General features: G+C 57.4%; 23 protein-coding genes. 18 read left to right on the top strand and 5 right to left on the bottom strand.

What is annotated here, in order from left to right; genetic code table 11:
* The first annotated feature begins 9 nt into the window (after nucleotides 1–9).
* The 12 genes from ACXAGD_RS08080 (at nucleotide 10) to ACXAGD_RS08025 (ending at nucleotide 11,212) form a co-directional block, all read left to right on the top strand.
* A complete protein-coding gene (locus ACXAGD_RS08080) occupies nucleotides 10–741 on the top strand; it encodes an isoprenyl transferase (protein ID WP_475209471.1) in 732 nt (243 codons plus the stop codon).
* Nucleotides 738–1,520 (top strand): phosphatidate cytidylyltransferase, encoded by a 783-nt coding sequence (locus ACXAGD_RS08075; protein WP_475209469.1) that lies wholly within the window; start codon nucleotides 738–740, stop codon nucleotides 1,518–1,520. Before ACXAGD_RS08080 ends, ACXAGD_RS08075 begins: the two co-directional genes overlap by 4 nt.
* Nucleotides 1,520–2,692 (top strand): 1-deoxy-D-xylulose-5-phosphate reductoisomerase, encoded by a 1,173-nt coding sequence (gene dxr / locus ACXAGD_RS08070; protein WP_475209466.1) that lies wholly within the window; start codon nucleotides 1,520–1,522, stop codon nucleotides 2,690–2,692. The genes ACXAGD_RS08075 and dxr overlap by 1 nt, the downstream gene beginning before the upstream one ends.
* A 4-nt stretch (nucleotides 2,693–2,696) precedes the next feature.
* Nucleotides 2,697–4,049 carry an RIP metalloprotease RseP gene (gene rseP, locus ACXAGD_RS08065; RefSeq protein ID WP_475209465.1) on the top strand — a complete coding sequence of 451 codons (1,353 nt, stop codon included), beginning with the start codon at nucleotides 2,697–2,699 and terminating at the stop codon, nucleotides 4,047–4,049.
* A gap of 90 nt (nucleotides 4,050–4,139) precedes the next feature.
* On the top strand, nucleotides 4,140–4,268 hold the full coding sequence (locus ACXAGD_RS08060) for a hypothetical protein (RefSeq protein WP_475209464.1): 129 nt from the start codon (nucleotides 4,140–4,142) through the stop codon (nucleotides 4,266–4,268).
* Nucleotides 4,269–4,396: 128 nt separating this feature from the next.
* Complete coding sequence (gene bamA, locus ACXAGD_RS08055; RefSeq protein WP_475212529.1) at nucleotides 4,397–6,757, top strand: outer membrane protein assembly factor BamA; 2,361 nt, start codon at nucleotides 4,397–4,399, stop codon at nucleotides 6,755–6,757.
* 6 nt (nucleotides 6,758–6,763) lie between these two features.
* The gene (locus tag ACXAGD_RS08050) at nucleotides 6,764–7,348 is read left to right on the top strand and encodes an OmpH/Skp family outer membrane protein (protein ID WP_475209463.1); all 585 of its coding nucleotides are present in this window, start codon (nucleotides 6,764–6,766) and stop codon (nucleotides 7,346–7,348) included.
* Between the two features lie 71 nt (nucleotides 7,349–7,419).
* The gene (gene fabZ, locus ACXAGD_RS08045; protein WP_170358383.1) at nucleotides 7,420–7,893 is read left to right on the top strand and encodes a 3-hydroxyacyl-ACP dehydratase FabZ; all 474 of its coding nucleotides are present in this window, start codon (nucleotides 7,420–7,422) and stop codon (nucleotides 7,891–7,893) included.
* Nucleotides 7,890–8,675, top strand: coding sequence for an acyl-ACP--UDP-N-acetylglucosamine O-acyltransferase (lpxA, locus tag ACXAGD_RS08040; RefSeq protein ID WP_475209462.1), 786 nt, complete (start codon nucleotides 7,890–7,892; stop codon nucleotides 8,673–8,675). Before fabZ ends, lpxA begins: the two co-directional genes overlap by 4 nt.
* A 4-nt stretch (nucleotides 8,676–8,679) precedes the next feature.
* Nucleotides 8,680–9,474, top strand: a complete 795-nt coding sequence (locus tag ACXAGD_RS08035) for an LpxI family protein (protein ID WP_475209461.1) — start codon at nucleotides 8,680–8,682, stop codon at nucleotides 9,472–9,474.
* Nucleotides 9,474–10,631 (top strand): lipid-A-disaccharide synthase, encoded by a 1,158-nt coding sequence (gene lpxB / locus ACXAGD_RS08030; protein WP_475209460.1) that lies wholly within the window; start codon nucleotides 9,474–9,476, stop codon nucleotides 10,629–10,631. The genes ACXAGD_RS08035 and lpxB overlap by 1 nt, the downstream gene beginning before the upstream one ends.
* A complete protein-coding gene (locus ACXAGD_RS08025; protein ID WP_475209459.1) occupies nucleotides 10,631–11,212 on the top strand; it encodes a cadmium resistance transporter in 582 nt (193 codons plus the stop codon). Before lpxB ends, ACXAGD_RS08025 begins: the two co-directional genes overlap by 1 nt.
* Here ACXAGD_RS08025 and mnmA read toward each other — a convergent pair.
* Entirely contained in the window at nucleotides 11,209–12,354 is a 1,146-nt protein-coding gene (mnmA, locus tag ACXAGD_RS08020; RefSeq protein WP_475209458.1) for a tRNA 2-thiouridine(34) synthase MnmA, read from the bottom strand. The genes ACXAGD_RS08025 and mnmA overlap by 4 nt on opposite strands.
* Nucleotides 12,355–12,483: 129 nt before the next feature.
* Here mnmA and sciP point away from each other — a divergent pair, with 129 nt between their 5' ends.
* From sciP to ACXAGD_RS07995, 5 genes are all read left to right on the top strand, one after another.
* Nucleotides 12,484–12,777, top strand: a complete 294-nt coding sequence (gene sciP, locus ACXAGD_RS08015) for a CtrA inhibitor SciP (protein ID WP_475209457.1) — start codon at nucleotides 12,484–12,486, stop codon at nucleotides 12,775–12,777.
* A gap of 83 nt (nucleotides 12,778–12,860) precedes the next feature.
* Nucleotides 12,861–13,577 (top strand): response regulator transcription factor CtrA, encoded by a 717-nt coding sequence (gene ctrA, locus ACXAGD_RS08010; RefSeq protein WP_475209456.1) that lies wholly within the window; start codon nucleotides 12,861–12,863, stop codon nucleotides 13,575–13,577.
* A 119-nt stretch (nucleotides 13,578–13,696) separates the two neighbouring features.
* Nucleotides 13,697–15,823, top strand: a complete 2,127-nt coding sequence (ligA, locus tag ACXAGD_RS08005; RefSeq protein ID WP_475209455.1) for an NAD-dependent DNA ligase LigA — start codon at nucleotides 13,697–13,699, stop codon at nucleotides 15,821–15,823.
* Entirely contained in the window at nucleotides 15,820–17,910 is a 2,091-nt protein-coding gene (gene recG, locus ACXAGD_RS08000; RefSeq protein ID WP_475209454.1) for an ATP-dependent DNA helicase RecG, read from the top strand. Before ligA ends, recG begins: the two co-directional genes overlap by 4 nt.
* 61 nt (nucleotides 17,911–17,971) lie before the next feature.
* Nucleotides 17,972–18,145: a hypothetical protein gene (locus ACXAGD_RS07995; protein ID WP_475212658.1), complete on the top strand. Its 174-nt coding sequence runs from the start codon at nucleotides 17,972–17,974 to the stop codon at nucleotides 18,143–18,145.
* 186 nt (nucleotides 18,146–18,331) lie between these two features.
* Here ACXAGD_RS07995 and ACXAGD_RS07990 read toward each other — a convergent pair whose 3' ends face one another.
* On the bottom strand, nucleotides 18,332–18,970 hold the full coding sequence (locus tag ACXAGD_RS07990; protein WP_475209453.1) for a MarC family protein: 639 nt from the start codon (nucleotides 18,968–18,970) through the stop codon (nucleotides 18,332–18,334).
* 59 nt (nucleotides 18,971–19,029) lie between these two features.
* Nucleotides 19,030–19,482 (bottom strand): iron-sulfur cluster assembly scaffold protein, encoded by a 453-nt coding sequence (locus ACXAGD_RS07985; RefSeq protein ID WP_475209452.1) that lies wholly within the window; start codon nucleotides 19,480–19,482, stop codon nucleotides 19,030–19,032.
* Between the two features lie 48 nt (nucleotides 19,483–19,530).
* Between ACXAGD_RS07985 and hisI the strand changes: the two genes are divergently transcribed.
* A complete protein-coding gene (gene hisI / locus ACXAGD_RS07980; RefSeq protein ID WP_475209451.1) occupies nucleotides 19,531–19,920 on the top strand; it encodes a phosphoribosyl-AMP cyclohydrolase in 390 nt (129 codons plus the stop codon).
* 3 nt (nucleotides 19,921–19,923) lie between these two features.
* Here hisI and gluQRS read toward each other — a convergent pair whose 3' ends face one another.
* The gene (gene gluQRS / locus ACXAGD_RS07975; RefSeq protein ID WP_475209450.1) at nucleotides 19,924–20,817 is read right to left on the bottom strand and encodes a tRNA glutamyl-Q(34) synthetase GluQRS; all 894 of its coding nucleotides are present in this window, start codon (nucleotides 20,815–20,817) and stop codon (nucleotides 19,924–19,926) included.
* Nucleotides 20,814–21,428, bottom strand: a complete 615-nt coding sequence (locus ACXAGD_RS07970) for a class I SAM-dependent DNA methyltransferase (protein ID WP_475209449.1) — start codon at nucleotides 21,426–21,428, stop codon at nucleotides 20,814–20,816. The genes gluQRS and ACXAGD_RS07970 overlap by 4 nt, the downstream gene beginning before the upstream one ends.
* Nucleotides 21,429–21,458 lie beyond the last annotated feature (30 nt).

Below are 21,458 nucleotides of genomic sequence, written 5' to 3'. Positions count from 1 at the left end.
GACTGGGATATGCTCAAAGCCCCACATACTGAACCCGTGAACGGGCCGCGCCATGTCGCAATTATCATGGACGGGAACGGTCGCTGGGCGCAGGCGCGTGGCCGGCCAAGGCTGTTCGGGCATCACGCCGGGGCGCGGCGTGTGCGCGAAGTAGTCGAGGCCTGCCCGGGGCTTGGCATCAAGTATCTGACGGTCTTCGCCTTTTCGACCGAGAACTGGAAGCGCACGCAGGCCGAAGTCGCCGGTCTGATGAGCTTGTTTCGGCGCTACATCGTCAAGGAAACCAGAACCCTGAAGAAAAACGGGATTCGGGTACGCTTTATCGGCGATCGGGTGCGGTTGGATGAGAAACTGATCGCGTTGATGGATACGCTGGAAGAAGAAACCAAGGACAACGATTTGGTTCATCTGACGGTTGCCCTGAATTACGGCGGGCGCGATGAGGTCGCACGTGCCACTAAACGTTTGGCATGCGACGTAGCTGAGGGGCGTTTGCGCCCCGAAGACGTAGATGAGGAAACCCTGCCCAAGTATCTGGATACGCACGTTCTTCCCGATCCGGATCTGGTTATCCGCACCAGCGGAGAGGCACGGATTTCTAACTTCCTTCTGTGGCAATCTGCCTATTCCGAGTATGAATTCATCGACACGCTGTGGCCCGATTTCACAGCGGCCGAATTGGAGCGGTTGTGCCGCAACTTCGGGTCTCGCGAACGCCGGTTCGGAGCTGTCCCGGCATGAGTGACGGCCGATGGTCTGACCTGACCGCCCGCGTTCTTTCGGCTGCCGTGCTGATCCTTGTCGGCGCAGTCGAGGTCTGGTTGGGAGGTTTGTGGTTCGAAGCCTTTATTGGCATTGCCTGCGGTCTGATGACGTGGGAACTGGTGCGGATGATCGACCCGGAAAAAACCGGGGCCGCCGTTCAACTTGGCATTTTAACAGGCGTTGCGGTGCTGCTCAGCTATCATCTGCCGCCGCTCTACAAGTTGCCGGTTCTGATTGCGCCAGCTTTGGTTGGAGCGGGGCAGGTCACCCGCTCAAAAACGACCTATGCGCTGTTTGCCATCTGGATTGCCGCTGCTGGGCTTGGGTTCATCTCGATCCGTGAGAATATGGGCTTTGGCTGGATGATTTGGCTGATCTCGGTCGTGGTTGCAACGGATGTGGCCGGGTACTTTGTGGGCAAGACTTTTGGTGGTCCGAAATTTTGGCCCAAGGTCAGCCCCAAGAAGACATGGTCCGGTACCGCCGGCGGGTGGGCGGCGGCGGCCATCGTTGGTACGATATTCGCCAACCACGCCGGGTTCGGTGTGATGTTCGTAGTGGTGTCGGTGCTGGCCTCGATGGCCAGTCAGGCCGGTGACATCGTTGAAAGTGCCACGAAACGGAAATTTGGGGTCAAGGACAGCTCGAATCTGATACCGGGCCATGGCGGCTTTCTGGATCGCTTCGACGGCATGATGGGCGCGGCCTTGTTTGTTCTGATCGCGGGCCTGATCTATTCCCCCGGGGGCATGTAATGCGCAAAGTCTCGATTTTTGGTGCAACCGGCTCGATCGGACAGAACACCATTGATCTGATCGACCGAAACCCGTCGGGTTACGACATTGTGGCGCTGACCGGTGGTGCAAATATCGAAAAACTGGCCCAAGATGCGCGCCGCTTGAACGCTGACGTGGCCGTGACCGCGCATGAGGATCGGCTTGAAGACCTGCGTGCTGCTTTGTCCGGAAGCGGTGTTGAGGCTACAGCCGGGCAGGCGGCCTTGACCGAGGCAGCGGCGAGGCCAGCCGATTGGGTCATGTCTGCAATCGTTGGGGCGGCTGGCCTACCGCCTGGGCTTGAGGCGTTGAAACAAGGCGCGACGCTGGCCTTAGCGAACAAGGAAACGCTGGTTTGCGCCGGGGCGCTTGTGTTGGAAACCGCGCGGGCGCATAACGCGCGCCTTCTTCCGGTAGACAGCGAACATTCGGCCGTGTTTCAAGCTCTGGTCGGTGAGGACATAGACGCCGTCGAGCGGATCATCATCACTGCCAGTGGTGGCGCTTTCCGCGACTGGCCGTTAAGCGATCTGGCCAACGCCACGGTCGAACAGGCCTCGAATCATCCAAACTGGAACATGGGGCAACGGATAACCATCGACAGCGCTTCAATGTTCAACAAGGCGCTGGAGCTGATTGAAACCAATGAGTTCTTTGGTGTCTCTCCAGACCAGATCGAAGTGCTGGTTCATCCCGAATCCATCGTGCATTCACTGGTTGGGTTCAACGATGGCGCGGTCATGGCCCATATGGGCGCTCCCGATATGCGCCACGCGATCGGCTATGCCTTGCACTGGCCCGAACGGCGCGAGTTGCCGGTCGAACGCTTGAACCTCGCCAAACTGGGTCAGTTGAGGTTTCAGGAACCGGATGAGGAGCGTTATCCGGCCTTGCGTCTGGCCCGAAACGTAATGCAGAGGGGCGGCCTGTCCGGTGCGGTATTCAACGCTTCCAAAGAGCGCGCGCTGGATCACTTTATCGCGCGCCGTGTCGGATTTCTTGAAATGGCTGATATTGTCGAGTCCGTTCTGAATAGGTTCGAGGCGTCAGACGGCCTTCTTGATGCCCCATTAAACCTTGATAACGTGCTGCAAACGGACCATTTGGCACGTAAGTGGGCCGATGAGGCCGCAATCCAGTCAGCAGGATAAAAACTTGGACTTAATCTCTCTGATCCCTCAATTCGGCAACCTGCTGTATACTATCTTTGCCTTTGTGATTGCGCTGTCCGTTATCGTCGCGGTGCATGAATACGGCCACTATATCGTGGGGCGGTGGTCGGGTATCCATGCCGAAATCTTCTCAATCGGCTTTGGTCCGGTCCTCTGGAGTCGCGTAGACAAGCGCGGCACCCGTTGGCAGATCGCTGCGCTTCCGTTTGGCGGATATGTCAAATTTCTAGGCGACTCCAACGCTGCGTCCGGCAAGGACGAAGAAGCGATGAAGGAGATTACTGAAAAGAGCCCCGAAGAGCTGCGCCGCACCATGCATGGCGCGCCATTGTGGGCGCGGGCGGCCACGGTTGCGGCTGGTCCGGTCTTCAACTTTGTGATGTCCATTCTGGTGTTCGGACTGATCTTCTTTTCCCAAGGCGTGACCCGAGAGCCTTTGACAGTTGGCAAGCTGTATCCATTGCCTGGAACGCAACAGCAGCTGGAGGATGGCGACGAAATCGTGGCCATCGCGGGCGTTCCGGTGCCTGAGTTCGATCAGCAGGGGGCCTGGTCCGATTTCACCGACGCTCTGCCGGTTGAGCCCGAACTGGACTACACGGTGATCCGCGACGGGCAGACGGTAGACGTTTCCGGACCGTGGCTGTTCCCGCCGCTAATTCAGCAGGTTGCGCCGCGCAGTGCAGCTATGGATATCGATCTGAAATCCGGCGACGTTATAACGGCGATCAATGGTGAGCCAGTGTTTGCTTTCGGGCAACTCAAGGAACACGTCGAAGGGTCTGACGGAAAGGTCCTGCTGCTGAATGTCTGGCGAGACGGAGCCGAGCTTGAATTCGCGCTGGCCCCACGCCGCACGGACGAGCCGAAGCCAGAAGGTGGGTTTGTGACCCATTGGCGCATTGGAATTGTCGGCGGCATGGCTCTGGAACCGGCTACGGAACCTGCGGGGCTTATGGCATCACTGTCCGGGGGCGTGCGCCAAACATGGCGCATCATTGACGGATCGTTGTCTGGCGTGTGGCACATGATCACTGGTGCGATCAGCACCTGCAACATGTCTGGTCCCATCGGAATCGCCGAAACTTCGGGCGCTATGGCCAGCCAGGGAGCGCAGAGCTTTATCTTTTTCATTGCGGTTCTGTCGACTGCCGTGGGTTTGCTGAACTTGTTTCCGATCCCCGCGCTGGATGGCGGGCATCTGGTTTTCTACGCCTATGAGGCCGTAACGGGCAAACCGCCCAGCGATAGAATCCTCGGTGTTCTGATGGGCGTTGGTGTGTCGCTGATCCTTGGTCTGATGGTTTTCTCAGTGACTAACGACTTGTTCTGCTGATTGTGGCAGGTGGCGCATGGAAATGCCGCAATTCCGCCCAAATTCAGGCGTAGATTTTCGGTCGAAGAATTAACCGTGTCTGAGGTTGTTATGTCAAAGGCTCTGCGTAAATCAGCCGAAAGTGTTGGGTACCTGTTCGTTTTGAACTGGGACATGCTGCTGTTCTTTGGCGTGACCGCCGTTGCGATGGGTGGCTGGGCTTATCTGATCACCATGTGATTCTCAGAACCTGCTATGAAAACCACACGAGGCGGCCCTTGCGGCCGCTTTCTTATTTGGTCTTTTGACAAGAATTAATAATCTCGCTACTCAGCTATAAAGTCCAAAAAAATTGGGTAGTGAAAACTATGATTAATAGGCGAGGCGCGGGCACATCCTGCGGGGGACAAAAGCCGGAAAACAAGATTTTGTGGCGGTCACTAACGTTTATTTTCTTTCTGACACTAATAGGTTTTGTACCGTTTCCGCAGGCCGCGTGGGCGCAAAACTTCGTCATCAACTCGTTCGATGTTGAGGGAAACCGACGCATCGAAACTTCGACCATTATCGCGCGAACGGGGATTGAGCCGGGCCAGTCCTTAACCGCCGGCGAATTGAACGATGCTTACCAGCGTTTGCTTGACAGTGGTGTTTTTGAGACAGTCGAATTGACCCCGCGCGGCAATACGCTGCTGATTGAGGTCGAGGAGTATCCGACGATCAATCAGATCAGCATCGAGGGAAATCAGCGTGTCAAGGACGACGTGCTGCTCGAGGCAATCACCTCGCAGCCCCGACGGGTCTTTACGCCGCAGGTTGCGGAAACCGACGCCGATCTGATCGCCGAGATCTACTCTGCACAAGGTCGTGTGTCCGCTACCGTCATTCCGCGCATCATTCGCCGCAGCGACAACCGGGTCGATCTGGTTTTTGAAGTGGCCGAGGGCACCACGATTGAGGTTGAGCGTGTCAGCTTTGTTGGCAACCGCGCCTTTTCCGATCGCCGCCTGCGCCGGGTACTTGAAACCAAGCAGGCAACGGTTCTTCGGACGTTCTTCAGCAGTGATACTTTCATCGCTGATCGGATCGAGTTCGACAAACAGGTCATTCGGGATTTCTATCTGTCCCGTGGCTATGTGGACTTCCGCATCAACAGCGCGAATGTTGAATTCACCCGCGAGCGGGACGCCTTTTTCCTGGTGATGAACATTACCGAAGGCCAAAAATTCTCATTCGGACAGATCAGCACAGTCAGCGAGATCCCGGGTGTGGACCCGGCTCCGTATCAGGCTGCACTGAAGATCAAGCCGGGCGTGACTTATACACCGTCGCTGGTTGAAAACTCGATCGCCCGGATGGAACGTCTGGGAATCAAGCAAGGTGTCGACTTCCTGAGGGTTGAGCCCCGTGTGACCCGAAACGCGCGTGATCTGACGCTGGACGTTCAGTTCGTTCTGACCCGCGGCCCGCGTATTTTCGTCGAACGGATCGATATCGAAGGTAATACCACGACGCTGGACCGTGTGATCCGTCGCCAGTTCGACACAGTTGAAGGTGACCCCTTCAATCCGCGTGAGATCCGTCAGGCTGCCGAGCGTATTCGTGCGCTTGGGTTCTTTGCTGTGGCGGATGTCGAGCCGCGTGAAGGTTCAACACCAAGTCAGGTGATTGTGGACGTTGACGTCGAAGAGCAACCGACCGGCTCGCTGAGCCTGGGTGGTAGCTACTCGGTCTCGGATGGTTTCGGGGTTGCGATCGGACTGCGGGAAACCAACTTCCTGGGACGTGGACAAACGGTCGGCTTGACCCTGTCGACTGCACAGGACGCCGAGCAATACACGTTGAACTTTACCGAACCCTATCTTCTGGGGCGCAAACTGCGCTTTGATCTGGGGCTGGGCCTGTCGTCCACCAACTCGAGCTTTGCCAGCTATGACACTGAGACATTGTTCTTCCGTCCTCAGCTGAGCTACGCCATCGGCGAGTTGTCCTCGCTGCGGTTGCGCTACGCTTGGGAAAACAGCGAGATGACCCAGCAGGATGACGAGATCAACGGTGCAGTGATTTCTTCGGAAATCGATCAGGGTGAACGTTCGACTAGTTCGTTGGGTGTGTCCTATGTCTATGACAGCCGTTTGGGCGGTCTGAACCCGAACGCGGGTGTTCTGTTCGAAGCCGGTATCGATGCGGCAGGTCTGGGTGGGGACAACGAGTTCTATAAAACCACTGCGCGAGGTATCGCCCAAACCCGTGTTTGGAACGAAGAGGTTGTTCTGCGTGCATCCCTCGAAGTCGGTGCGCTGCACTGGCGCGGTGATGACTTCAGCCGGACACTCGACCGCTTTGTTCTTGGGCCCAGCACCTTCCGCGGGTTCGAGCCTGCGGGTATCGGTCCGCGAGATCTGTCGAACGGTCAGGATGATGCGATCGGGGGTAACTACTACTGGGTTGCTCGTCTGGAATCGGACTTCCCGCTGGGTCTGCCCGAAGAACTGGGCCTGCGCGGCGGCGTGTTCTACGATTTCGGTAACCTCTACAACCTGAATGATGTGAACACCGCCGGAGCGGACATCGTTGGCGAGGACGGCTCGATCCGTCACGTGATCGGTGTTTCGGTTCTGTGGGAAACTCCGTTTGGTCCTTTGCGCTTCAACTTCTCGAAAGCGTTGAAGAAAGAGGACTTCGACAAGGAGCAGAACTTTGACCTGACGGTTCAGGCCCGGTTCTGATCCTGAATGTTGATACGTATGTTCATGCGACTGCAGGGCCCTTTGAGGGCCCTGTGTGTTTTTCTGGCCCTGGCTTGTGCGGCCCCGGCCGTGGCGCAGCAACTGGGCGCGCCTCAGAGCAATGTTGTAACCTTGTCCAGCGATCGGTTGTTTACCGACTCGGCCTTTGGTCAGCGCGTCCTGAGCGAGATCGAGGCTGAAGGGATCCTGTTGGGCGAAGAAAACGAGCGGATCGTTGTTGAGCTAAGCCAAGAAGAAAAGACCCTGACCGAACAGCGTGCGACCATGTCGGCGGAGGAATTCCGCCCGTTGGCCGATGCGTTTGACGAAAAGGTCCAATCCCATCGTGAAGGACAACGTGCCAAGCTGGATGCACTGGCGCGTCGCAGTGAAGAAGCCCGGCAAAAGTTCTTTGAGCTGGTGCAGCCGGTTTTGATAGATCTGCTGCGCGAAACCGGAGCATCAATCATCATCGAACGCTCCAGTGTCTTCCTCAGCTCGGACCGCACCGACATAACCGATGCGGCCATTATTCGGATCGACGCGGCAATCGGAGACGGTAGCGAAGTCGAAAACGAGGCCAGCGAATAGGTTTGCTTGCCCTTGCGGCGCGGTATTGCTACCACGCCGCAAATAGAAATCCAGAACGGGACGACGAAACTATGAGCACGGAAACCAAAAGCGCCGACATTCAGCTGATCCAGCGGATTTTGCCGCATCGCTATCCGTTTCTGCTGGTCGACAAGGTTGTCGATATCTCGGGCTATCAGTCGGCCGTTGGGATCAAGAACGTCACCATGAACGAACCGCATTTCCAGGGCCATTTCCCGGGGACGCCGATCATGCCGGGTGTGACCATCGTTGAGGCGATGGCGCAAACCGCGGGCGTGATGCTGGGTGTGGGTATGGATGTGATCGACAGCGAGCTGCTGATCTATTTCATGAACATCGACAAGTGCAAATTCCGCCGCAAGGTGATCCCGGGCGACGTTCTTGAGATGCATGTCGAAACCGTGCGCGGTAAGAAAGGTGGCAAGATCTTCAAGTTCAGCGGTCGAGCAACCGTTGATGGTGAGGTTGCAGCCGAGGCCGAATTCTCGGCCTATGTCGATTGGGACATGGAAAAAACAACATGAGCGGCATCCACCCAAGCGCAATTATCGAAGACGGCGCGCAGATTGGTGAGGGCTGTATCATCGGGCCGTTTAGCTATGTCGGCGCGCAAGTCAAACTGGGCGAGAGGGTTGAGCTGAAGTCGCATGTTGTCGTGACCGGCGATACCTCGGTTGGTGATGAAACTGTGATTTTCAGTTTCTCGGTGATCGGAGAGATTCCGCAGGACCTGAAATTCGGTGGCGAGGATACGCGGCTGGAGATCGGCAAACGCAATCGTATCCGCGAGCATGTGACGGTTAATACCGGCACTGACGGCGGCGGCGGTGTGACCCGGATCGGCGACGATTGTCTGCTGATGGCCGGTGTCCATGTGGCGCATGACGTTCAGATCGGCAACCGGGTGATCATGGTCAACCATGCTGGTGCGGCCGGGCATTGTATCATCGAAGATGACGTGATCGTCGGCGGCATCTCGGGTCTGCACCAATGGGTGCGCGTGGGTCGAGGAGCGATCATTGGTGCGCTGACCATGGTCGCCAATGACGTAATTCCCTACGGCCTGGTCCAGGCTCCACGGGGTGAGCTGGACGGCCTGAACCTGGTGGGTCTCAAACGGCGCGGGGTCTCGCGCGAAGATATTTCGGCCCTGCGCGCTGCATTCCGCGAATTGTCAACGGGTGATGGGACTTTCATGGAGCGCGCTCATCGGGTTGGCGCTGACAACGAAAGTGAATACGTGCAGCGGATCGTGGATTTCGTTACCGGAGAGTCGGACCGTTCGTTCCTGACACCGAGGAAGTAAGCTGATGTTGGCGCTGATTGCTGGAACAGGCGCGCTTCCGGGCGAAGTGGTAAGCCATCTTGCCGACCGCCCAGTGATCTGCGCGATGGAGGGGTTTAAATCCGACAGCGTGACCGCGGACATTGTATTTCCGCTGGAAAAGCTTGGCAGTTTCATCGCGAATTTGAAGGCGCTTGGCGTAACCGAGATCTGCATGGCAGGCGCGGTCCGGCGACCGGTGATTGATCCGTCGCGCATCGATGCCGCAACTATGCCGTTGGTGCCAGTGCTGCAACAGGCGCTTATGTCCGGCGATGACGGCGCCTTACGCGCAGTGATCGGTATTTTCGAAGAGTCCGGGCTGACCGTTCGCGCGGCCCATGAGATCGCGCCGACACTGTTGCCTCAACTTGGCTGCCTGACGGACGCGCAACCTTCTGACGCTGATCTGGCCGATGCGGACAGGGCTGCGAGTATCCTGCGGGCCATGGGCGCAGCCGATATCGGGCAGGCCTGTGCAGTATCCAAAGGGCAGGCGCTGGCGGTGGAAAGTATCTATGGCACCGATTGGATGCTGCAGTCTCTGACTCAGCGTCCCGATGCGGGTGGCGGGGTTCTGTTCAAAGCTCCGAAACCGGACCAGGATCGCCGCGCCGACTTGCCGACAATTGGTCCAGGCACCATGTCCGGAGCCGTCGCCGCAGGTCTGGCTGGGATTTTCATTGAAAAGGGTGGCGTCATCGTCCTGCAGCAAGAGCAGGTTGTTGAGGAATGCAACCGCCTTGGCCTCTTCTTGTACGTGCGCGAGCGGGCCAACTGATGCGGGTGTTTCTGGTTGCCGGCGAACCTTCGGGCGACCGTTTGGGCGGCGCTCTGATGGAGGGGCTGCGCAGCCTTGTTCCCGATGTCCAGTTTGACGGGGTTGGCGGCCCCCTGATGCAAGCGCAGGGGATGGAAAGCCGTTTCCCGATGTCCGAGTTGTCGGTGATGGGACTTGTCGAGGTTCTGCCGAAGTTCTTCCACCTCAAACGTCGGATTGCCGAGACCGCTCGCGCGGTTCTGGACACGCAACCTGATGTTTTAATCACCATAGATAGCCCCGATTTCTCACTGCGCGTGGCTAAGATCGTCAAAGCACAAAATGATATCAGAACCGTGCATTATGTTGCCCCCAGTGTCTGGGCATGGCGACCGGGACGGGCGGACAAGATGGCCAAGGTGATCGATCACGTTTTGGCACTACTGCCTTTCGAGCCGCCCTATATGGAGCGCGCAGGCATGGAATGCGATTTCGTCGGCCACCCGGTAGCCAATGAACCGGTGGCAACCGATGACGATATCAGCGCATTCCGCGCTACTTATGATTTGGGCGATGCGCCGATCCTCTTGGCGTTGCCAGGTTCGCGTGGCGGCGAAATCGAGCGTTTGGCTCCCGTCTTTGGTGAGGCGCTGCAGCTTTTCCTGCAAGACCGACCGAACATGCGGGTCGTGGTGCCAGCAGTGGCGCATATGGTCGAGACTGTCGCGCAACATGTAAAAAGCTGGCCAGGCGATCCGGTGGTGGTCGATCCGCGTGATATGCCTTCGGATCAGGCTGTTTCCCAAAAGCGGGCCGCTTTCGCTGCAGCTGACTTGGCGCTGGCGGCCTCGGGTACCGTTTCGCTGGAACTGGCGGCCCAGGCCACTCCGATGGTGATTGCCTATAACCTCAACTGGCTTACGACCTTGATCGCCAAGCGCATGGTCAACCTAGATACGGTGACGCTGGTCAATCTGGTTTCCGACACACGCACTGTTCCGGAATGCCTGCTGGATGACTGTCATCCGAACAATATCGCCGAAGCCCTCGCACAAGTGACTGCGAAACCGGATGCGCAACGCGATGCTATGGCGACAACAATGGAGCGGCTTGGTCGCGGTGGTGAGGCTCCGGGATTACGGGCGGCCAAAGCGGTTCTATCCCGGATGAACGCGTGATGTTGGACTTCGCGCTTTTCGGTCTGTCGGCCTTTATGGCGCAGATTCTAACAAATCTGGACAATCTGGCGGCGCTTCTGGCCTTGACGCTGGTCTCGGGCGCAAAGCGGTCGATCTTTGGGTTCCTGATGGCGCAGGCAATCGTGATCGGCGCGGCGCTGTTGCTGGCCTTGGGGGTCGAGGACGTGGTGCCGCACTGGGCTGGCTATCTGGGGGTGATCCCGCTGAGCCTTGGCATACTGGCGCTGGTCCGGCGGAAACGTGGAAAAGACTCGGCGGCAAACCCCAATCTGGAAACCGGCGCATCGGTGATCATGGTCACGCTGCTGTTTATCAGCCTGTCGATGGACACGTTTGCGGTTCTGGCACCGTTGCTGGCAGATTCGGCCCCAAGCTTCCGGACAGCAGGCGTGATAGGTGCATCGCTTGCCGCGGCCAGCTTGGCAACGGTTGCTTTGCTTGGATCAAAAGCGCCCTTCATGAGTGGTGCTTTGGCCCGGCGACTGGAGCAGTTGGTCCCGTACGTGATGATCTGCGCCGGGCTTTACATTCTCAGCAACTCTTGGACTGACGCGATTTAATAACCGCGCCAAATCCAGCCACCACCAAAGATCCGGCTGCCTTCCGAAGCGTAAAACACGCAGGCCTGACCGGGCGAAACACCTTCTTCGGGCGTCAGCAGCTCAACCTCTGCCGTAGTGTCCGACAGGGGCCGAATGATCGCCTCGCGCGGCGGACGGGTCGAACGAACCTTGACCGACACGTGCCATTCATCGCGAGAGGTGAACGGCTCATCCCCAAGCCAGTTGATTTCCCGCACGGGAATGGTGCGTGTGGCCAGCATTTCTTTGGGTCCGACAACAACCTGTTGTTTGTCGACGTCCAGTTTCACAACGTAAAGCGGCTCGCTCAGACCACCGATACCCAGACCGCGGCGCTGACCGATCGTGTAGTGAATGACACCGTTATGTTGCGCCAAAACGCGGCCGTCGACATGCACGATTTCACCGGGTTCTGCTGCACCTGGACGCAATTTTTCGATTACGCTGGCATAGTTGCCGTTCGGCACGAAACAGATGTCCTGGCTGTCAGGCTTGTCTGCGACCGCCAACCCATACTGCGCTGCCATTTCACGCGTTGCGTCCTTTGAGGGCAGGTGGCCCAGGGGGAACCTCAGGAAATCCAGTTGCTCGGGCGTGGTCGAGAACAGAAAATAGGATTGATCTCGGTTCGCATCCTCGGCGCTGTGTAGTTCCGGGCCATTGGGACCCATCTTGCGCTGGATATAGTGCCCGGTGGCCATGCAATCGGCCTCAAGATCTTTGGCGGTTTCCAGCAGATCTTTGAACTTCACACGTTCGTTGCAGCGGATGCACGGCACCGGAGTTGCGCCAGCCAGATAGCTGTCAGCGAATTCGTCAATCACCGCGTCTTTGAAGATGTTCTCGTAATCCAGAACGTAATGGGGAAACCCACGCTCCTCAGCCACGCGTCGCGCGTCATGAATATCGATCCCCGCGCAACAGGCGCCTTTCTTGGCCAGTGCTGCGCCGTGGTCGTACAGCTGCAGGGTTACACCGACCACGTCATAGCCTTCGTCAGCCAGATAGGCGGCGACAACGGAACTGTCCACGCCACCGGACATTGCCACAACTACCCGCGTTTCGGACGGGGGTTTGGCAAAGCCAAGCGAGTTCAGCGGTGTCTCGGTATCGAGTGCCATGACGATTCCAGTGCGGGTTAAGAAAGACCGGCAGAATATAGGAAAATTCTACACACTCTCAAGAGGCGGTTTCACTCTGCATTAAGTAGGCTGGTGTCAGCTTTGTCGCAGCACGAAGAGGACCGAAAGATGTATTTGCACAAAGTAGAAGGACCAAGGTCCGTAACCCTGCCGGATGGAACGGTTATATCGCGTGCCGATCTGCCGCCAGAGGATACGACCAGATGGGTGGCCTCGCGCAAGGCGATTGTTGTACGCGGCGTGATTTATGGGCTGATCACGCTGTCGGATGCCAAAAAGCGGTATGGGTTGAGTGATGAAGAGTTCAACTCGTGGGTTTCTGCGGTAGCCGAGCATGGAACGGACGCTCTGAAAGTCACCGCCCTAAAAAAATATCGACAACCTATAGGCGAAAGTGAATAAATGATTCAACGGTAACGTCAGATTAACCATTTTTGAGCAGGCTCAATTTGAAATTGGTAAATTGACCCGAATTGGAGCAGTAAATGCGTATACTTCTTGTCGAGGATGATCCGACCACGTCTAAAAGCATCGAACTGATGCTGACGCACGCCAACCTCAACGTCTATGCGACGGACCTCGGCGAGGAAGGCATCGATCTGGCAAAACTCTATGATTACGATCTAATCCTGCTGGATCTGAACCTGCCGGACATGAACGGTCACGAAGTGCTGCGCCAGTTGCGTATAGCGCGGGTGGAAACGCCGATCCTGATCCTGTCGGGCGCGGATGACACTGAAAGCAAAATTAAAGGCTTCGGGTTCGGTGCTGATGACTACATGACAAAGCCGTTCCACCGCGAGGAATTGGTGGCCCGCATTCACGCCATCATCCGCCGCTCGAAAGGGCATTCGCAATCGATCATCCGCACCGGACAGGTGGCGGTGAATTTGGATGCCAAAACAGTTGAGGTTGAAGGCAAGGCGGTGCATCTGACCGGCAAGGAATACCAGATGCTCGAGCTGTTGAGTCTGCGCAAGGGCACGACGCTGACCAAGGAAATGTTCCTCAACCACCTCTATGGCGGCATGGATGAGCCCGAGTTGAAAATCATCGACGTGTTCATCTGCAAACTGCGCAAAAAGCTTAGTAACGCTACTGGCGGTGATAACTATATCGAGACCGTTTGGGGCAGGGGGTATGTCCTGCGCGATCCGCAAAGCAATAGTGTTGACGAAACCCGGATGGTCGTCGGCGCCTGATAGGAACGCGGTCGCCCTTGGTCCGGGGCGACCCTTTTCAGTCACTGAACAGCACGTCTGGACCTAGCCATGGCCTCGCCCTATCACTGAGGTCCAAGAATACGTGACAGGGCGAGGCCATGAGCAAATTGATTCCGGTAAATGACCTGACTGAGGACGCCGCGCAGATAGAATTGGCGCAACTCGCCGAGCAACTTGCACGGGCAAATACACAGTATCATGCCGAAGACGCGCCAGATATCTCCGATGCAGACTACGACGCGCTCAAACGTCGAAATGCTGAGATCGAGGCACGTTTCCCGCATCTGAAACGCGCTGACAGCCCTTCGGATCAGGTGGGCGCGCGTCCGGCTGACGGGTTTTCCAAAGTGACGCACGCCGTGCGCATGATGTCATTGGGCAACGCGTTTGATGACGAAGACGTTCAGGACTTTGATCGCTCGATCCGAAAATACCTCGGGCTGGATGCGTCACACCCTTTGTCATTCACAGCTGAACCGAAAATCGACGGTCTGTCGCTGTCACTGCGATATGAGAACGGAGCGCTGGTCCAGGCTGCCACCCGCGGTGATGGTGAGGTCGGAGAGAACGTGACCGCCAACGCCCGGACGATTTTGGACATTCCGCAAACCTTAGCAGACGCGCCGGCCGTGCTTGAGGTACGCGGCGAAGTTTACATGTCCCATGAAGACTTTGAAAAGCTGAACGCCCGGCAGGAAGAGGCTGGCGAAAAGCCCTTTGCCAACCCGCGTAATGCGGCCGCAGGATCGTTGCGGCAGTTGGATTCTGAGGTCACCCGTGCGCGCCCGCTGCGGTTCTTCGCCTATGCGTGGGGAGAATTGTCGGAGCCTTTGTCCGACACACAATTGGGTGCGATTGATCGGTTGCGTGCTTTCGGATTTGCTACCAACCCGCTCACCCAGCTGTGCGAAACGACCAGTCAGATGCTGGACCACTATCGGGATATCGAGGCTCAGCGATCTACGCTGGGTTACGATATCGATGGCGTCGTGTACAAGGTGAACGATTTATCTTTGCAGGCGCGACTTGGGTTTCGGTCCACGACCCCTCGCTGGGCGATCGCGCATAAGTTCCCGGCAGAACTGGCGTGGACCCGGCTAGAAGCAATCGACATCCAAGTGGGCCGGACCGGCGCGCTCAGCCCGGTTGCCCGGCTGCATCCGGTAACTGTTGGCGGCGTCGTTGTGTCGAACGCGACGCTACACAACGAAGATTACATTGCGGGTCGGGATGCAAAGGGCGCAACAATTCGCGACGGCAAGGACATTCGTGTCGGTGACTGGGTGCAGGTTTATCGCGCCGGTGATGTGATCCCCAAATTAGCCGATGTGGACATCTCAAAGCGCCCCGAAGGGGCCGAGCCATTCGACTTTCCCACGTCCTGCCCCGAATGCAACAGTGATGCCGTGCGTGAGGAAGGTGACGCGGTCCGGCGCTGCACCGGGGGTGTGATCTGCCCGGCGCAAGCGGTGGAAAAGCTCAAACACTTCGTCGCGCGCAAGGCTTTCGACATCGAGGGTTTAGGGGCAAAGCAGATTGAGATGTTCTATGAGGACCCTGACCTGCCGATCAGAACGCCTGTTGATATTTTCACCTTGCAGGCTCGTGATGCCGCGAACCTGAACAAATTGGCCAACCGCAAAGGGTGGGGCGCGCAAAGCGCGGGTAATTTGTGGGCTGCGATTGACGAAAAACGCAACATACCCTTTGGGCGTCTGCTGTTTGCGTTGGGAATCCGGCATATGGGCGAGGCGGCCTCGAACCTGATCGCCACCCATTTTGGAACCTGGCCCGACTTTGAAAACGCCGTGACGGCAGCGGCGAATTTCGAAGGGTCCGAATGGGAGGATTTGCTGAGCGTTGACGGTGTCGGCGAAATCATGGCCCGTGCCCTCGTGTCCGCCTTTGCGCAAGAGGCGGAACGCGCCAGCATCGACGCGCTTGTTGCGCAGCTGGACGTGCAGGAAGCCAAGCGCCCCGACACCACCGGTAGCCCTGTTGCAGGCAAGACAGTTGTTTTCACCGGCACGCTGGAAAAGATGACCCGCGCCGAAGCCAAGGCCCGGGCCGAGGCGTTGGGTGCCAAAGTCTCGGGCTCGGTCAGCAAAAAGACCGATATTCTGGTGGCAGGCCCCGGGGCGGGGTCCAAGGCGAAAAAAGCCGCCGAGCTTGGGATTGAAACACTGGACGAGGATGGTTGGCTGCAGCTGATCGGCACCGTATGAGCGGACGTCCCGAACAGTTGTTCCCGTTGTTCGCGGGCTTGGAAACGCTGGATGGCGTGGGGCCGAAAACGGCGCAGGTTCTGATCCAGGCGGGCACGGATTCGCCGCGTGACGTTTTGTTCAGCCTGCCTTACGCCGTCATCGACCGCAGGCGTCGCGACACCATTCAGGGTGCCGATCTACCCAAGACCCTGACAGTTGAAGTGACGGTTGGGGCGCACAGGCCGTCGCGGAACAAGGGCGGCGCCTACCGGATTCACGTTGAGGACAGTCAGGCCGATTTCCAACTGGTGTTCTTCCATGCGCGCGGAGACTATCTGAAGCGTATTCTTCCGGAGGGGTCGCGGCGCGTGATCTCAGGCAAACTGGAACTGTTCGACGGCATGGCGCAGATGGTTCATCCAGATCATATGCTGCCAGTGGAAGACGCCCGGGACATTCCCGAGTTTGAGCCGGTGTACCATCTGACGCAGGGGATCACTCAAAAGACGGCCTACAAGGCTGCGCGCAACGCATTGGCACGAGCACCGGACTTGAAGGAATGGATTGATCCGGCCTTGATCGCAAAACAGGGGTGGTTGGACTGGTCGGCTGCAATTGCGGCTGCGCATAGTCCACAAGGTGCAGATGATGTCGCGGCGCATGCGCCCGCGCGGGAACGACTGGCTTATGATGAGCTCTTTGCGCATCAGCTAACGCTGGCTTTGGCACGGCAGCGTGAACGGAAGGCGCGAGGCGTTGTCAGTATCGGAACTGGCACACTACAGGCGAAAGTTCTGGACAGCCTTCCTTACAAACCCACAGGCGCACAGATGCGGGCGATTGATGACATCGCGGCGGACATGGCTTCGGACGCGCGGATGAACCGGCTGCTGCAAGGCGATGTGGGCGCTGGCAAAACGCTGGTTGCTTTCATGTCGCTGCTCGTCGCGGTTGAAGCGGGTGGGCAGGGTGTCATGATGGCTCCGACCGAGATTTTGGCCCGGCAACATCTTGAGGGGTTGCGGCCCTTGGCCGAAGAAGCAGGCGTTGTTCTGGATATCCTCACCGGCCGCGATAAGGGGGCTGAGCGTCGTGCCAAGCTGGCAGCACTGAAGAGCGGTGATATTCACATTCTGGTTGGCACCCATGCGGTGTTCCAAAGCGATGTGGAGTTCAAAGCGCTCCGGCTTGCTATTGTTGATGAACAGCATCGGTTTGGCGTCCGGCAGCGGATGGAACTGTCCGAAAAAGGGCAGGGTGCGGACGTTCTGGTCATGACGGCCACCCCGATCCCCCGTAGTCTGGCTTTGGCTCAATATGGGGACATGGATGTCTCGGTGCTGGACGAAAAACCGCCAGGCCGAAAACCTATTAAAACGGCTGTTGTCAGTACCGAACGTATGGAAGAGGTCGTGGCTCATCTGCGTCGAGCCATTGACGAAGGGCGGCAGTGTTACTGGGTCTGTCCGCTGGTTGATGAATCCGAGGTATCGGACCTAACGGCGGCTGAGGAACGGTTCAAGCGCCTGCGTGCCATTCTGGGCGAAGGAACGGTCGGGTTGGTACATGGCCAGATGCCCTCGGCTGATAAAGACGCTGCGATGAAAGCGTTTCAAGAGGGGCAGACTAAAGTTCTCGTTGCAACAACTGTGATTGAGGTCGGTGTCAACGTCCCGAATGCCTCTATCATGGTGATCGAGCGGGCCGAGATTTTTGGGTTGGCGCAACTGCACCAGCTTCGGGGTCGGGTTGGCCGCGGCGAGGCGGATTCGACCTGCCTATTGATGTATCAACCTCCGCTCAGCGAAGGTGGACGGAAACGGCTTGAGGTATTGCGCGAAACCGAAGACGGCTTCAGGATTTCTGAAACCGATCTACAAATGCGTGGTGCGGGTGATCTAATCGGCACGGCGCAGTCCGGCCTGCCGAAATTCCAGATCGCCGACCTTGAACGACAGGCCGGATTGATGGCCGTTGCTCAAACCGACGCCCGTGCGCTGCTGTCTGCGGATCAGCAACTGAAATCGGACCGAGGGGAGGCGGCACGTGTTCTTTTGTGGTTGATGAAACAGGATCAGGCAATTCGTTTGATTTCAGTGGGTTAGAGAAGTTGTTCCCTTAAGTTCACAAATGTTCTCAAAAAGTTCTTTACCGACTCGGTAAAATATGAGAACAAAAGGTCAACAAAGGATTAAAGCTCTGACCGGAGGTGAGACCATGCTGACCCAGATCAAGACCGCTATTAGCCGTTCGCAATCGACGCTGTTGCAGGATGCTGTGGGGGCCGTGTCTTTGGTAGTCATGCTGATGGTTGCCCTCCACATGCCCGGAACGTTCTGACCCTTTTCTGCCTGCGATCTCGTGCCGATCATACCGCGCTGTCATCCCCATTTCAGTCAAGGGTGACCTGCCTGTCCCATTTCCCTTGAGGGGCCTGCCTCGGCCCCGCGTGGCTATCCGGACCCCACACGAGACACGCACAACCTGCCGCCGCCCTTTCCGCCCGGAAGGCGCGGCGGTTTTTTCTTACAACTCACCTGTTTTGATAATCTCAAGCATGGCCGACAGTACGGAATTCACCGCGACCGAGGCCAGGATCATCCCCATGACACGGCTGATAATGGCGGCGCCTGAATAGCGAATGAGACGAATAATCGGATCGGCCAGCAGCATCAAAAAAAACGATATCAGAATGACGGACAGCATCACCAACGCCGTAATGCCCTGATCTGTGGCACTGTAGCGATGGTTGTCGGTCAGAATGACAATGGCCAGCATCGCGCCGGGGGATGCCAAAGAAGGGACCGCCAAAGGAAAAATCGCCGGATTGGGGCGATGCGACGGCCTTTCCAACTCCTCTTCGGCCTCATGCTGTTCGACGACCTGTTTGCTTTCCCCAAAGATCATCGTCAGCGCGAACAGAAACAGGATGATGCCACCTGCGACCTGAAATGAGTTCAGGCCGATATCCAGTGCCTCGATCAGCAATTGGCCAAAAACCAGAAAGAACAATAGAACCCCTGCGCTGACCAAGGCAGCAAGAAGGGCTGTTTTACGACGGGCCGACGCCGATAGGGTGGCCGTCACTGCGATGAATACGGGGATAGTGCCAATGGGATCGATAACGACCCAAAGGGTAACGAAATGCTCAAGCAGATTGTTCAAACCGATCACTCCCCCAAATTTCTGCAGAGGTTAGACGGGTTTGCAGCAGAAAGCTACGCTCAGGCGCAATTGGCTTGTTCGGCCTGCTCCATGGCCTCGGCGGCGGCTTCAAGCGCCAACAGGATCGAGGCATGACGGTTCTTGTAGTCCCGCGCAGGGATCAAAACCTCAAGCCCATCAAATGGGGCGTCGGGTGCTGGCCCGTCTTTTTTAAGCATAGCCGAAAGCTGATCACGCGCGGTTTCCACCTGCGCCCGTGTCGCTCCCACTATAGCGCTGCCGACAACCGAAGCCGAGGCCTGACCCAGCGCGCAGGCCTTAACGTCCTGCCCATAACCCGAAACCTTACCGTCTTGCATTTTCACATCCACGGTCACGGTTGAGCCGCACAGCGGCGAGCGTTTTTTCACCGTGGCATCAGGGTTTTCAAGCCGGTCCAGATGCGGAATATCCGCGGCCAGAGCCAGAATGCGGCCGGAATAGAGCTTAATCAGATCGTTCTCGCCGGACATGGGTTTCCCTCGTTGCGTGTTCCCCATACATAGAGGCCATCCACCGGGATGCAAAAGGTTTTTATCATGTCCGCCACAGTCGCATTTGACCCGACCGAACTGAAGTATAACGAGGCTGGTCTGATCCCCGCCATCGCTCAGGATGAGAGTTCGGGCGAGGTATTGATGATGGCTTGGATGAATGTCCAAGCTGTTGAGAAAACACTGGAAACCGGACGTGTCACCTATTGGTCGCGGTCTCGCCAGTCGTTTTGGATCAAAGGCGAAACCTCGGGTCACGTGCAGGAATTGGTGGATTTCCGATTTGATTGTGACCGTGATTGTCTGCTGGTTCTGGTGCGTCAGACCGGGGCGGCCTGCCACACCAACCGCCGCACCTGTTTCTACACCGCCGTTCGTGGCGGCGACGAGGTTGAGCTGATGTCACCGATGGAGTGACCACTACAAGCCGACTATCGACCGGATTTCGGCGGGGGACACGCCCTCAGCCCGGTATTTCGATATTGCCCGCGCGTCATCGCGTTTTGCCAGACGTTTACCAGCGTCATCCCGGATCAGCCGGTGATGCAAGTAGAGCGGTGTCGGCAGCCCAAGCAGGGCCTGTAGCACAACGTGAATGCGTGTCGCCTCAAACAGATCCTGACCGCGAATGACATGGGTGATGCCTTGCGCGGCATCATCCAATACGACGGACAGATGGTAAGATGTGCCCATGTCACGCCGGGACAGTACGACGTCGCCGATTGTCGTTGTCAGTTCGTCCAGCGTGAACTCAATGGATCCGGTTTCGCCATCTGGCCCGGCGCCAATTTCCTCAAATGATCCAACGAAAGCGTCGGTTAGACCTGAATTCAGAAGCAACCTGCCAGCGGCAACCATATCCAGGCGCAGCGGTATGTCCTTGGGCCGCGGGCCATCCCCTAAGTCTGGCCGCCATTTTGCGCGACACGTCCCGGGATAGATGATGCCGTCCGGCCCATGCAACGGCGCACCTTCTTGCGGTGCACTAGCGGCGGCGGCGATATCTTTGCGATTGCAGGTGCAGGGATACAGCAACCCGCGTGACCACAGATTATCCAACGCCTTGTCATACGCGGCCAGACGATCGGATTGTCGCATCACAGGTTCGGGCCACCGAAGACCCAACCACCTCAAGTCGTCATAGATTTGATCTTCCCAGTTCTGCCGCGACCGTGACCGGTCGATATCTTCGATCCGTAGCAGGAACTGCCCGTTTTCTAATGCTGAAAGATCATGGGCCAGAATCGCCGAATAGACATGGCCCAAGTGCAAAGGGCCTGTCGGCGATGGCGCGAAACGGGTTTTAAATGTCACGCTTTTTCAACAACATATACGTCTGATTTCAAGTCCATTCCCGGCAGGTGCGGACCATATTCCCGAAACAGAAGCCGCGCGGCCCCCATATCCAGCCAATCATTCAGCCGAACGGTATAGGATGTATCCGCAAGCGTATGATCGTTAAAGGAAAAAGCTAGCAATCCCTTCTGCGGCAGGGCGCGCATCAGCGTATCAAACACCTCGGGCGGCGCTGTGCCAACGCTGATAACGCCAATGGCCGCAATCGCTTTGTAGGCTCCTTCCTCCAACGGGTTCGGGTCGGTGATCTCAAAAGTTGAGAGCTTACGGTAGATGCCCTTTGCCTCGGCGCCTTCCAGCATTTGGGGGGTCGGATCGACCCCGTCAATCACCTGAAAACCTGCTGCGTGCAGGGCTTCGCCTGAAAGACCCGTTCCGCAGCCATAGTCCAGAATGGGCGTCTGGGGTTCGGGCATTTTTGACCAAAGCGCCTCGGCCACGCGTCCAGGTGTCGCGTAACCATGTGCGCCGACTTCTGCATCATAGGATGAGGCCCATTTCTGGTAGTGCGCGCGCGAGGCTTCGGGCGTATCCAACCCATAGCTTTCTTTGATTTTATTGTCGCTCATACACCGATGTTAAGACGTCGGGCCGGTATG

It is taken from the genome of Ruegeria sp. ABF4_144 (genome assembly GCF_056160045.1).
Note: the sequence above shows the minus strand (reverse complement) of the source record. Positions and strands in the feature narration are given on the sequence as shown.